Raw genomic sequence first — 12,841 nt, forward strand, 5'->3', positions numbered from 1 at the left:
TAATGAATTAGCCTGAGATTACCTTGAATCGTTTTAAAACACCAGCTAATGACATTAATCGTTTTATTTTCTGTTTGGGATTCAAAACAATAAGATCACAACCTGCCAAATTAAGCTTGCCCTGAAGTGTCAATAACTTCGCCATAAATTTACTATCAATATAGCTAACACCAGACAAATCGATCTTTAATTGAGAATGATTAGCTAGCACCATGGTACTTATCAATGCATCTAATTTTTCAAGATTATCAGACTGAAAACAGCCGGCTAAAAATAAGGTGTATGTGTTTGGCTGCCAGTTGACGACATTATCCTGACTCACACCACGCCTATACTTTTTATTCACAAAATAATAGGGAAGTTGCTTTGTCAGTAATAACCAACTCAAACTCCAGCCATCTTTTACATACCGTTTCCACAAGTTTGGCTCTTGTTTTATACGCCAAAGCCATTCCAGTCCGAATTTACGCCATTTCTCAGGCGCTCTGACAACTGAACCAGCCACAAAATTAATCACCGCCCCCAAATGGCTAATCACTGGCGCGTTTAGCTTCGCCATATTATTCATAATCCAGGCCTGACCTTTTTTGGCACCCAGCGCGACAAGCACAAAATCAGCTTGAGAGGCATTGATATTCTCAATAATGTTGTCTTGACTCATCTCTTCAATGCTCACAAAGCCAGGATCATAAAATCCGACACTCACCATACCTTTAGAATAACTGTTGAGTTGCTCATGAGCTTGTTCAGCAACACCTGGTTCGCCACCAAAGAAAAATACACGTATCGGTTGGTGTCGATGAGTGTCAGACAAAAATTGAAATAAGTCAGAGCCGGCTACACGTTCCATGATAGGTAAGCCCATTATCTTGGCTAACCACACTAAAGGCATACCATCAATGACAGACAAATCACTAATAGCAACAGATTGATAAAAAGCCTCATCCTCGTGTGCAGCAATCGTGAAGTTGATATTCGGCGTCGATAGAAAACAGCGTTTGTTAGATGAAATGGCTTGCTCAATTAGCTTTGCAGATTGAGCAATACTGACAAAATCAAAAGGTAGCCCCATTAAAACAAATTGTTTCCTCCGGTTTCTCGAAGGGTTAGGGCAATTCTTGGCTAACTTAGCCTCTATTTTCATTGTTACTGATCCAGTTGTTCTGGAAAAAAGAATTTCTGTCTCATCTTTTTAAGTTTTGGTTCTATAGATAAGTCATAATCTCCATCACGCATCTGAATTAGATAATTCCATGGATAGCTATCGGTTTGTTTCTCCAACTTTTCTACAAACTGCTCTAATGTTGATATTTTTTTTGCTGGAACACCAACTACAACAGAGTCTTCTTCAATATCTTTAGTTACAACAGCACCGGCCCCAACTACAACATTAGGTCCAATGGTAACTCCAGGTAAAATTATTGCTCCATGACCAACGAAAACATTATTTTTAATATCCACTTTACCGACTGAGTCTAACTTTTTATTAAAAGCCTTATTTAATACAGCGATAGAGCCATCATGACCCAATATTGTGCAATTTGTTAACATTACGTTATCACCAAGAGATGTATATTCAGGGTCAGTTATATTTGTATATGGCCATAACACTACATCTTTTCCCATGTGATACAGATTGCCCCATTTCCTTATATACTCTGAATATTCAGCAGCACTAGGTTTGCAAATTTTCAGATATAGACTTTTAAGCCTGCCTGTTTTGAATGCCACCATTCTTATGATTTTTTTGAGCATACATATCACCCACTAAAATTGGAAATAATAAATAAACCAACATTATTATCTTTTTGTTTCATTGTTCCTCCCCCACATTTCTTGGTGAGAATCCTTGGCTGGTAAATCAAAACAACAATGTGCATAAATCCAGCCGATTAATTCAACCAGTACCGTTTTGGCTCCGGCACTGGTTTGCCACCAATATTGCAAAGTGAAGTCCTCAGGCACAGCACGGATAATACCAATGGGTATGGGCAAAGCATTAAAGGCCTGTTGATATAAAAACTGAGTTCTACGGCTGTGAACATCAGCAGAAAATACATTAATGCCTATCACTTTATCTCCGACAATTGATGACTCAATAAACTTTCTCACCATAACGGCACTTAAATAGGTTCTATCCTGAGCAGAAGCTGGGGTGGCAACAACCTGTAACTTATTCTCATCAAGCCCCAATAAGGCTAGCTGATATGCCGATTGTTCGGCATATGAATCGAACTGGTCGGTAAAATTTCTTGCTTCAGGGCCACCGGTAGTAATGACAAAATCATAATGACCTGTTTTATATTCAGTGTAAGCCTGACTGAGTGCGGCTGGCTCAAGCCAGCCTTCTACCACTAGAATATTAGCTTCAACTGGCTCTTGTTTCGCTAAAAAGAACGCAACATTGTTTACAAGAAATACGGTTATGCTAAGCAATAACAATATAGTAATAATCACTGTCCATAGCGTAGGAACAAGAATATATCGTCGTCTGAAAAACCGTCCCTGTTTTTGCATCTAAAAACGACCGATTGTTTCAGTAAATAATGTCTGCAAACGCCTGGCGTTGATATCCTGTGCAAACTCTTGTTGAACTTTTTTCTCAGCATTACTGATCAGTGTCGTCCTTAAAGCCTCGTCCTTTATTAGCCCGAGCATCGCTACAGCCAATTGTTCGCTGTTGTCAGGCTCAATCAGCATACCGGTTTGTTCATTAACCACCAGCTCAGGAATACCTGAAATCTTTGCGGATATAACGGCCGTCCCCACCATCATAGCTTCCATCAGCACGACCGGGATACCATCCATATCACCCTGTTTGTCTTTTTTACAGGGTAAGACAAACAAATCCAATCCAGTAACAAATTTAACCACCTGATCGTGAGGTAATGCCCCTAAAAATGTAACTTTATCGGTCAGCTCAAGTTGGTTGACTTGCTGTTTTAATTGCTCTTCCAGTGGACCTGAACCAGCAATCTCCACTTTAAAATCAGAAAATTGAGTTTGCAGAATAGCTAGAGCAGAAATAAGCGTATCAATGCCTTTTTTTTCTACCAACCTGCCGACCACACCGATCCGAACAGGATCTGATAATGCGATTGAAGTCTTGCGAGTGAACACACGGCTATCTACGCCACAGCGAATAATTTCTAATTTACCAGGATCAACTTGATAGGTCTGCTGAATGTAGTGACGATTAAAATCAGAAATTGTGGCAAAAAAACCTGACCTTTCGACCTTTTTATCTAACAATAAACCACGCTCAAATATATCGTTGGCATGAGCTGTTACACTGAAAGGAATACTTGAAAGCATACTGGCATACATCGCAATATCAGTGGGCACATGTGCAAAATGCACATGTAAATGCTGAATATCATTGTCTAATAAATCTTGTGCCAGCTTAGCTGCATAGAAGAAGCGATAAAAAAGACCTCGTGCATCACGCGATAGAATGTTCACTTGGAACATATCTTTCACACACTCACTAAGTGCTTTGATGTAGTGAATAGGTTTTTTAGTCAGTAGTTTGAGATGACTAAAAAAAACAGTCTTTTTTGGCATCGCATAAAGGTATATAACCTTCGACCTCAATTCATCAAGGTGTTGATCAGTGGCTGGCATGATCGGTTTATGCACAGAGAACGGTATTATCTCGTGGCCTAGTTCAGTCAACGCCAGAATTTCGTTATATACAAATGTGGCGGATAACGCAGGAATCTCAGGTGCCAGATATGCCAGTTTCAAACGTATTCCCTTCTAACCGTGAGATTGTTGCCAAACAACTGTTTGTTGTTCGTTTAACTGTCGAGTTGCTTCAGCTTTCCCTTTGACAAGACATTGCCATTGGTAATGACGAATAAACGTAACAAGTGGCTTGTCAGCAAAGCGTGGCTGCCGGGTCAGCATGCTTTTCACATATCCCCACCACATAGCAGCACCACCAAGAAAATAAGGAGGATGCAACATACGGAAGATCGAGGAAGCGGTCATATAAATCAGTCCAGTTCCCATAAAATACTGACCAAACCCATGACGCATACGCCCGGTAAATATTCCCTTCTGGCTTGAGCCCATAGGTCTTAGATGAATGAATTTTAAATCAGGTTCATCCCAGCTCACCGCTATCCACCCCAATTGACGGCACTTATGACAGTCGATTCCATCCCACATCACTTGGCGTACAAAGCCACCAATTTCTTCAAAACAGCTTCGGCGATAAAACTTTGTCATACCAACGGACATCTCATCACCACATTTTTCACTAATGAGCTCACCAGATTTTTTATCTCTGAAATACGCTTTACCACTGCATGTACCAATACGTGGATTTTGTTTCATGCGGTCAATCAAAATCTCAAAATAACGTGGGGGTAAATCTAAATCCAGATCAAACTTACAGATAAAATCAAACTGACTGACATCCACCTGATCATAGCCATAATAAAAGGCTTCGATCACACCAGGACCGACACTACGATGGCCTCGATTCTCACGTGTTATCACTTTGATAAATGGATATTTCTCTGCGTAATCAGCCAAAATTTGTGGCGTCGCATCAGTAGAACCATCATCAACAATCACCCATAGATCAGGCTGGATGGACTGATTCACGACACTATCCAATGTTATCCGCATATAGTCAGATTCATTGCGACACGGTGAAACCAGTAGATAACTCATAAATTATTCTCATTATATTTAAGTAGTCGGAAATTCAGTCGAATCTGAGAGTTATTTGTATTCGATGATTTTCTGTCGTTTACCTGTTAAAAAGTTTTTATAAAACGTCATGATGCCTAATGTTTGTGGAAATTTAGATAATACGTTTGAACAGGCAACAATAAAAGATAGTGAAATCGAAGCATACTTGCTCTTGTCACGTATTGTCAGCCTTAATATTTGCAGCGGATATACAAACAAAAGCCATAACATCAACGGCTGCCATAATGAGAACAAGAGCACTGTAGGTAAAAGGAGCGACCAAAAAATATTACTTCTGACTTCTTTATATCTAAACAGCTCTTGAGTACCACCATGAAGATAAAACGATTCAGCATAAGCGTGACCAGCTCTTTTATGACGTTTCCACCACTGTGAGACTTTAGTCATAGCAGCGTCATGCAGTGTCATTTCAACATCTAAACGCCTAATTTTCCAACCCTGCTGACGTAGACGAAAACACATTTCTGGCTCTTCACCCGCGATCAGACTTGCGTTATAGCCATTCACTTGCTGGAATGCTTTAACTCTTATCAGAGCATCACCACCGCAAGACTTTGCATCACCGACAGGCGTATTCCATTCAATCTCACAAAGTTGATTAAATACCGAAGCATCTGGATAGCGTTCCCGGCGTCTTCCACAAACGATCGCATAAGGATCTGATTCTTTAAGAAAAGCATATGCTTTGTCTAGCCAATCAGCTTGAACCTCACAGTCACCATCGACAAACTGAATAAACTCAATTTGTGGGTTGATCTTTAGTAAAGCTTTTGCCCCTTCATTACGAGCTCGTGCAGCGGTAAATGGAATAGTAAGGTCAAGATTAACTACATGAACGCCTAATGACTGGGCTAATTCGACACTAGAATCTGTAGAGCCCGAGTCTACATAGGTAACATATTTCAACTGTTCCCTAATTGACTCGAGACAAACTCTCAGGCGCTCGCCTTCATTTCGACCTATAACAACAGCACCTATCGAATTGTTATTCAAAATCAACTATCCATTTCTTTTGTAGAACCAATGACCTTTGCTGGAACACCAGCAACAATAGCAAAGTCTGGAACATCTTTCGTTACTACTGCATTAGCACCAATCTGAGCATGTTTGCCAATAGTGATGTGCCCGATTATTTTTGCACCTGCCCCAATATCCACATGCCCTGCAATTTTAGGTGCACCGTCATTGCTAGACTTAACACCAATCGTGACTTGCTGATGAATCAGGCAATTAGGCCCAATGATAACTGCAGAGTGAATAACAATCCCATTTGGATGCGGCATCAACACACCGCCACCTATCTGGCAATTCAATGGAATATCAGCTCCAGTAATCACCGTCCAGAACCTGTGACGTAAAACAGCAAGTTTTTTTAATAATTTATTCAAAAACCCTGTTTTGGCTGTATATCTCTGATAATCCCGTATTGCACATAATAATTTTTTTGAAGGTGACCAAAAAGATCCAAGCTTTTCACGTGTCCAGTCAGGTATGTCAGATGAGATATTATTCATATCTCCTCACTTCTGACTTTTATTTTTATTACCTCCGCAGGAATACCAACAGCAACAGCATAATCAGGTATGTCACGTGTTACAACAGCATTGGCACCAATACTGGCATGATGTCCAATAGTCACTTTACCGAGTATTTTAGCTCCAGCGCCAATATTCACATAATTGCCGATAATCGGCGCATCATGTGGTGCGTCAAGACTTTTGTTTCCAATAGTGACGCCCTGGCGAATAATACACCCATCACCAATTTTGGCCTGACCGTGAATCACAATGCCGTGTTGATGTTCAAACACAACTCTTTTACCTAGTTCTACTGTGTAAGGTAATTCTATGCCATACTTAAATCGGACATGCCTTTCCAACATTCGATATATCAGACTCAACCCAGCTCTTAAGAAACGAGGCTGAACAGACATACGCCAGCGGCCAAAGCGATAAACAATTAATGTTCTAAAACCAGCATGGTTAATCGCTCTATTATTTGCTTCACGGTCATCCCTGATATTAGAGAAAACCATGTTAGAACCTATCCAACCATGACAAAAAAATGCTATTTCGCCAAAAATCTCTGAGCATGTATTCGGGATCAGTTCCTTTCTTTCCCTGTATCAGATATCGAAGCTGTAATAAGCTAAACCCAAGTCCCCACGCTAAGTCAGCAAACATCGTGTAGATAATGCCATGATTTTTTATAAAATAATGTTGTCTGGACTGAAACCAGTACTTAGGACGTCTTCTTCTTTGAACATCCCCACTTACAATTCCAGTACTTTGTCCGACGTAATGCAAAACACGACTTTCTGGTACATACCAACATTCCCATCCAGCTCTTTTAGCCTGTAAACAAAAATCCGTTTCTTCAAAGTAGAGAAAGTACGTTTCATCCATCATTCCTGCATTTTCAAACACTCTATATCGGACAAACATACTGGCACCAGCAACCCAATCACATTCAATGCTCGTATCCGGCATTTCAGGCAGGCTGACAAGGTAACGCTGAAATTTTTTATTAAGAATACCAATGCTTAATGAAGATAATAATTCACTAGAAATGCTACAAAATCTAAATGCGGAATCTTGAACTGAACCATTTTCACTCTCAAGCCTACTTCCAATTATCCCAACTTTGGGGCTTTCGTCAGAAAAAGCCAATAAGGCCTTCAAAGCATTTGATTTAATTTGTGTATCAGGATTCACAAACCATACATATAATGGCTTTTTATTGTAAAAATTTATTGCAGTCTTTATCGCAAGATTATTGCCATAAGAAAATCCACCATTCACTTCAGCAGGAATAAGCTTCACAAATTCCTGCCAATTACTTCTGTCTATAAAACTTTGTATTTCAGATACAGAGTTATCTGGTGACTTATTATCAATAATAATAATACGATCAGTATCTAGATCAAGTTGAGAAATAAGTGTTGGTAGAAGATTACATACCAGCTGCGATGATTTATAGTTAACAATACTTACGGCTAATCGAAACGTTTCTAAATTGCTTTCCATTTTTAACTATCAGCCTAAAGTTTAAAGTGCAATGACAGCCTGTGTTAAATACATTAAATTTCCAGGCATAAGTTTAAAAATAATCAGAACAAAATACTAATATAGCTAGCTAATAAGTTTATATTTAATGGCATTGATGATTTTTTTAAAGCGTTTGCCCAGTTTTTCGATAGGCATAGAAACATGCCCTCTGATAAATTCATCTGGTCTTGGCTTAAAGATTGTTGAATGCTTTTTACCATCCCACCCTTCTGGTGCATCTTTTGTGTAATAGTATGTAGCAAACGATTGTCTTACAACACCTTTAGGACAATGAATTGGAGTTACTCCATGAAAACTAATATCACTCGTTACAAAGCCACATAAGCGATTAAACTTTGGTTCAAAGTAACCTATTCTATTTTTTACATCTTTATCCCATAGGTCAAGATATCCACCATATTCTTCTTTCCAATTTTTATTGAAATAGAGTAGAAGATTGAGCCTTCTATGCATTTGATTCTTTTCAACAAAGTTAAAATCGACATGAACATCCAAGCGACCTCCGGAGTCAGTTTGATGTATGCCCCCACCAATTAAGGTCGGATCAGATTGAAGTGAGTCTATATCAAAAACGTAGCTCAGCATTTCGACAAATTCAGCAGATGCTAAAAGGTCATTCAATTGTTTAATCGGGGGAGGAAATAGCTTGGAATCGGTTATTTGAACTTTTTTCTTCTCATTGACTGCCTTAAACTCTAGCCCAACTTTTTGCGCATACTGGTAATCGGGGAAAGATTCAAATATTGCTTCAGCAAACTCTTCCTTGAGAAAGTCATCTAAACAAAAATGGGGAAATTCCGGTGCATTTTGTACCCTATTTTTGAATTCTTCAACATTAATCGGGTTAACCAATTCCCACATATAAAATCCTTATCAAAATTCAAAACAGCTACGCCATGGAATCTTAAATGTATCACTCTAAAAAAATAATTTCACCTAGTGTTATTCGAGTATTTTCTTGAATAAGAAAATGCCAACATCAAGCATAATAAATATTGTGCTAAAAACATTAATAAAAATACTCCCTTAAATTCTGGATACGTACTACAAAGAATAGCGAAAATAAGAATACATAAACAAAAAAAGAATATATATGTATTGTTCTGCTTCAAAGCCAAATACTTTGCAAAAGAATCCGTACGCTTTGCAATATAAAAACAAACGACTAACCACGGAGCAAGAGAAAATAAATATATCTCGGCACTCATTTTCACATCTAGGATATTTGTGATGTTTAGAAATAGATAATGAACAGGGACAATAGCTAAACTACTTACTCCTTGCATAGACAAACTGGTTGAAATAAATCTCATAGCGAAGAACTCGCTGATTATATTAGCTAAGGCTACGCAAAATAAGAGACAAGCAATGCTAGCTATAAAGAAATTAACAGATACGGTGCCCCATCTGAAGTAGATAGAACCATGATTACTCATTACAAAACTAATGAAGCTAATTATTAGTCCAGACATTAGCATTAATGAAATTAATGGCAACAATAACCGTTTATGTTTTTCATTATGAAATTTATACATCGCCCCATATATGAAGCCTATCAAAGGATATATTAACCATGGTGTAAACCAATAGGAGACACCGTCTATAGCTTTTATTCCAATGATGACAGCTATCCAATCGTTATTGCTATAATGTCCACTATAATAGCCCCCCCACGCCATATCTGATAATAAATAAGGTTAATATGGAGATAAAAGCTTTAATTATGGCATTGTTTCTCCCACGAAAGAAATGAAGAAAAAGCATAGAAAATGCAATAAATGCTAGGAAATCCCAGCCAAAAGAATGTAGGTCACCACCTCGCATAAAAATATCTGCCACAATCAAAATAATGACTTTAATCAAAAGCGGCCGTATTGCTGCTGGTCGTCCTTGCTCATGAGCAAGACCAAACCCCACACCAGTTGCAAAGAAAAACAAAACAGGAGCGAAACTACTAATAAAGCTAATACTGGTTATATACTCATAATTAAAGTCAGATTTATTTAACCATTGTACTAATGAGTGATTAACCAACATAAAAATGACGGCAAACCCTCTTAAAAGATCCAGTGACTGCCATCTTTTCATTCCTCCCTCTCCCCACAAAAACGATCCATATTAAAATTTGAACAGACTAGTTATTATCTTTAGAGAAAAAATATTTTACTCTCAACTCTTTTAATTGAGGTTCGATTTTGGGGTCAAAACAATTCCCTCGTTCAATAATCAAAGAATACCAAGGCACTTTCTTTGTTTCTAATTCTAGTTTTTTTACCAGAAGATCTACATCACCAATAACTCTAGCAGGAACACCGGCTACAACACTATTCTCTGGTACATCTTTACTAACAACTGCACCAGCCGCAACAATAGCATTAGGACCAACAGTTACTCCTGGAAGAATGATTGCCCCATGACCAACAAAGACATTGTCATTGAGAACAACTTTTCCGACTCTATCTAGATTTGTACCAAAGGCTCGGTTTAACATAACAACAGAAGCATCATGGCCAAGAACAGTACAGTTCGATAACCTTACATTATTCCCAATTAAAACATATTCTGGATCGGTAATATTTGTGTATGGGTATATCGCACAGTGTTCACCTATAGCGTAAAACTTTCCCTATTTCCGTAAATAATCAGCATATTCTTCACCAGATGGTTTATAAACTTTAAGCCAAACCTTTTTAAACCTGCCAGTTGTCATCACGATGTAATTTATGATTTTTTTCATTACTTTATATACGCTCCCTGATGTTCGGCATTCACATGATTCGGTTTTTTTAAAGTGAAATCAGAACTCTTTGGCTTCTCAGATATAGACTGAACCCGTCCAAACAAACTGCCAACGATAAGCCAGTAGAGTGAATTGAGTGAGGAATTTGGAATCTGATCTAATAAAATAATTGATACAAGAAGAGAATGCCCGGCAAGGAGAAGCTTCTCTCGTTCAGTGATATTTTGAGTTCGTCGCTGTATTCTATACGCATATAATAACGGGACGACAATAAATAAGAAGCGAGATAAAAAACCTAACCAACCATATGTTCCTAATGTAATAATCCATGTTCCATCTGTAACGCTTATATCTTTTCCAGATTCTTCATCGTAAATCCTATTTCGCCCCCAGCCCCCCCAACCAAACCATGATTTTTCATTCGCATGGGCAAGTAAGGCTTTTTCGTTCTTAAAGCGAAATTCCAAAGATCCAGCTCGATCTTTACTAAAATATTCTGCGAATTTAACGATTCCATCATGAGGAAATAAATTCACCGTACTTAAAAATGGATAGGTAATAAACATAATTGCAATCATTGCTGATGCACGATGTATCCATTTTGTATTAATAAAGTGGATTGATAGATAGACAAATAATGCAAAAACAAATGACGCATAGCTTTTGGATAAAACTAGAGTAATAAGAAGTAATGTTATCGCAAGGTTTGTACTAAAGTTAAAGATTCTAATTTTAGCTTTTCTCAGAATCCCCATTGTTCCAAACCCAAGAGCCAGAAACATGGCGACCAAAAGCCCATGCCCCATAAATAAGACAGCCCTGAAACCGCCCTCACGGTATTGCTGTAGAAATGAATGTGGAAAATAACCATATAAGTCCACGTGTAATTGTGGACTCATTCTTATCTCATACAAGGCTAAAAACGCATAAAAAAAGGCTGCTATGCTTAAATACTGAAATAACTTTACTTGATTTATTTCATCACGGAAAAAGCTTATTCCAATAAAAAAGGGAAAGAAATACAAGAACCCCATTATTGATTGGCTTAACCCATCATACATTGATAAGCCTGGCATAAATAAATATGGGGATTTGTTAGTGAGTGAAGTAAAAAATGGAGCAACCATAAAGCTAAAAAAAACAACCATCATCGGTTTATTTAGATAATGAAAGCCTAATCGTTTCCCGCTCACTAAAAAATAGATAATAATCGTGATACTGGTTATGGTAAATTTATCAAGCGATGGCATTCCCGGCAGATTGATAGCAAAAGATGCCGGCAAAAACATATATCCCAAGAGATAACTCAGAAAGCTGCCTATTCCATACCCATAACGTCGAATCAGGAAAATAATAACTAAAGGCCAAAAACATATAGCAAAATAAGCAAAAAAATTAGGCATCAGTTAGTGATCTTCAAAAAAAATTAAAGATTGTGTCAAGCCAGTTTCAAGACTGACTAATGGGTTCCAATCTAAGGTTTTAATCGCTTTGCTGTTATCAAGAATCATTTCTGGCACATCAAAGTTTCGATGTTGCTGATATTCAACATTTATTTTTCTTTGGATTAATGTTTCAACCGCCAAAATAATTTCATTAATTGAGTATCCTTCCCCACTACTTATATTAAAAATTCCCTGAGGCAGTAGCTCCATCGCCTTGATGGTTGCACTTACCATGTCTGATACATAAATATAATCACGAATAACACTGCCATCGCCCCAAACAGTCAGCTTTGAATTGTTAACTGCTGCTTTAAGGCAGGTACCAATGAACCCTTGGACCCCCATTCGTTTCTGCCCAGGGCCATAAGGATTAGATGGCCTTAAAATAGTTGAGCTTATCCCATATAAAGAATGGTACATATAGAGATATTTTTCTATTGCTAGCTTAACGACACCATAGCTGCAAATCGGATTTGTTTTATGACTTTCATCCATCGGTGAATAGTCAGGAATACCATAAACGGTTCCGCCGGAAGAGAAATAGACAAGATTGGATACATCTGACTGCCGCATCAAGTCCAAAAGATTTACAGTGTTTACTAAGTTACCATTTATATCACTAATTGGATCATGATTAGATGTACTTGGCACCGATGTACTGATCATATGAATGACGACATCAATACCTATCAATGCTTCTGATAAAGCCATTCTGTCTGAGAAATCGGCGTTAATAAATTCTACATCACCGCGTTCGATAACTGATTTATCAAATAAACGAACATTATGTCCCTGGGCAACGATGGCATCAGTTACATGGCTCCCAAGAAAACCTGTCCCACCCAATATTAAAACATTCACAA

General features: G+C 38.1%; 14 protein-coding genes. All 14 read right to left on the reverse strand.

Annotated elements, in window-relative coordinates:
• Positions 1 to 7 precede the first annotated feature (7 nt).
• Positions 8 to 1,072, reverse strand: a complete 1,065-nt coding sequence (locus AC13DA_RS07990; RefSeq protein WP_482945866.1) for a WecB/TagA/CpsF family glycosyltransferase — start codon at positions 1,070 to 1,072, stop codon at positions 8 to 10.
• 74 nt (positions 1,073 to 1,146) lie between these two features.
• Positions 1,147 to 1,755, reverse strand: a complete 609-nt coding sequence (locus tag AC13DA_RS07995) for an acyltransferase (RefSeq protein WP_482945867.1) — start codon at positions 1,753 to 1,755, stop codon at positions 1,147 to 1,149.
• A gap of 45 nt (positions 1,756 to 1,800) precedes the next feature.
• Entirely contained in the window at positions 1,801 to 2,517 is a 717-nt protein-coding gene (locus AC13DA_RS08000) for an ElyC/SanA/YdcF family protein (protein WP_482945868.1), read from the reverse strand.
• Positions 2,518 to 3,747 carry a glycosyltransferase family 4 protein gene (locus AC13DA_RS08005; RefSeq protein ID WP_482945869.1) on the reverse strand — a complete coding sequence of 410 codons (1,230 nt, stop codon included), beginning with the start codon at positions 3,745 to 3,747 and terminating at the stop codon, positions 2,518 to 2,520.
• A gap of 12 nt (positions 3,748 to 3,759) precedes the next feature.
• The gene (locus AC13DA_RS08010; RefSeq protein WP_482945870.1) at positions 3,760 to 4,683 is read right to left on the reverse strand and encodes a glycosyltransferase family 2 protein; all 924 of its coding nucleotides are present in this window, start codon (positions 4,681 to 4,683) and stop codon (positions 3,760 to 3,762) included.
• 51 nt (positions 4,684 to 4,734) lie between these two features.
• Positions 4,735 to 5,718 (reverse strand): glycosyltransferase family 2 protein, encoded by a 984-nt coding sequence (locus AC13DA_RS08015; RefSeq protein ID WP_482945871.1) that lies wholly within the window; start codon positions 5,716 to 5,718, stop codon positions 4,735 to 4,737.
• Positions 5,719 to 5,720: 2 nt separating this feature from the next.
• Positions 5,721 to 6,239, reverse strand: a complete 519-nt coding sequence (locus AC13DA_RS08020) for a serine O-acetyltransferase (protein WP_482945872.1) — start codon at positions 6,237 to 6,239, stop codon at positions 5,721 to 5,723.
• Positions 6,236 to 6,760, reverse strand: a complete 525-nt coding sequence (locus tag AC13DA_RS08025; RefSeq protein ID WP_482945873.1) for a serine O-acetyltransferase — start codon at positions 6,758 to 6,760, stop codon at positions 6,236 to 6,238. Before AC13DA_RS08025 ends, AC13DA_RS08020 begins: the two co-directional genes overlap by 4 nt.
• Position 6,761: 1 nt before the next feature.
• Positions 6,762 to 7,751 (reverse strand): glycosyltransferase family 2 protein, encoded by a 990-nt coding sequence (locus AC13DA_RS08030; RefSeq protein ID WP_482945874.1) that lies wholly within the window; start codon positions 7,749 to 7,751, stop codon positions 6,762 to 6,764.
• A 105-nt stretch (positions 7,752 to 7,856) separates the two neighbouring features.
• A complete protein-coding gene (locus AC13DA_RS08035; RefSeq protein ID WP_482945875.1) occupies positions 7,857 to 8,654 on the reverse strand; it encodes a 2OG-Fe(II) oxygenase in 798 nt (265 codons plus the stop codon).
• Positions 8,655 to 9,449: 795 nt separating this feature from the next.
• Entirely contained in the window at positions 9,450 to 9,881 is a 432-nt protein-coding gene (locus AC13DA_RS08040; RefSeq protein ID WP_482945876.1) for a heparan-alpha-glucosaminide N-acetyltransferase domain-containing protein, read from the reverse strand.
• A 46-nt stretch (positions 9,882 to 9,927) separates the two neighbouring features.
• Positions 9,928 to 10,284, reverse strand: a complete 357-nt coding sequence (locus tag AC13DA_RS08045; RefSeq protein ID WP_482945877.1) for an acyltransferase — start codon at positions 10,282 to 10,284, stop codon at positions 9,928 to 9,930.
• Between the two features lie 245 nt (positions 10,285 to 10,529).
• Entirely contained in the window at positions 10,530 to 11,936 is a 1,407-nt protein-coding gene (locus tag AC13DA_RS08050) for a hypothetical protein (RefSeq protein ID WP_482945878.1), read from the reverse strand.
• Positions 11,937 to 11,939: 3 nt separating this feature from the next.
• Positions 11,940 to 12,839 carry an NAD-dependent epimerase/dehydratase family protein gene (locus AC13DA_RS08055; protein WP_482945879.1) on the reverse strand — a complete coding sequence of 300 codons (900 nt, stop codon included), beginning with the start codon at positions 12,837 to 12,839 and terminating at the stop codon, positions 11,940 to 11,942.
• Between the last annotated feature and the right edge of the window lie 2 nt (positions 12,840 to 12,841).

The organism is Methylophaga sp. F-2, from assembly GCF_056859315.1.

Excerpts from the sequence above, each read along its gene's own strand:
- AC13DA_RS08050 (WP_482945878.1), bottom strand. The coding sequence starts at position 11,936 with ATGCCTAATTTTTTTGCTTATTTTGCTATATGTTTTTGGCCTTTAGTT.
- AC13DA_RS08035 (WP_482945875.1), bottom strand. The coding sequence starts at position 8,654 with ATGTGGGAATTGGTTAACCCGATTAATGTTGAAGAATTCAAAAATAGG.
- AC13DA_RS08010 (WP_482945870.1), bottom strand. The coding sequence starts at position 4,683 with ATGAGTTATCTACTGGTTTCACCGTGTCGCAATGAATCTGACTATATG.
- AC13DA_RS07995 (WP_482945867.1), bottom strand. The coding sequence starts at position 1,755 with ATGCTCAAAAAAATCATAAGAATGGTGGCATTCAAAACAGGCAGGCTT.
- AC13DA_RS08030 (WP_482945874.1), bottom strand. The coding sequence starts at position 7,751 with ATGGAAAGCAATTTAGAAACGTTTCGATTAGCCGTAAGTATTGTTAAC.
- AC13DA_RS08000 (WP_482945868.1), bottom strand. The coding sequence starts at position 2,517 with ATGCAAAAACAGGGACGGTTTTTCAGACGACGATATATTCTTGTTCCT.
- AC13DA_RS08045 (WP_482945877.1), bottom strand. The coding sequence starts at position 10,284 with ATGTTAAACCGAGCCTTTGGTACAAATCTAGATAGAGTCGGAAAAGTT.
- AC13DA_RS07990 (WP_482945866.1), bottom strand. The coding sequence starts at position 1,072 with ATGGGGCTACCTTTTGATTTTGTCAGTATTGCTCAATCTGCAAAGCTA.
- AC13DA_RS08040 (WP_482945876.1), bottom strand. The coding sequence starts at position 9,881 with ATGAAAAGATGGCAGTCACTGGATCTTTTAAGAGGGTTTGCCGTCATT.
- AC13DA_RS08020 (WP_482945872.1), bottom strand. The coding sequence starts at position 6,239 with ATGAATAATATCTCATCTGACATACCTGACTGGACACGTGAAAAGCTT.
- AC13DA_RS08025 (WP_482945873.1), bottom strand. The coding sequence starts at position 6,760 with ATGGTTTTCTCTAATATCAGGGATGACCGTGAAGCAAATAATAGAGCG.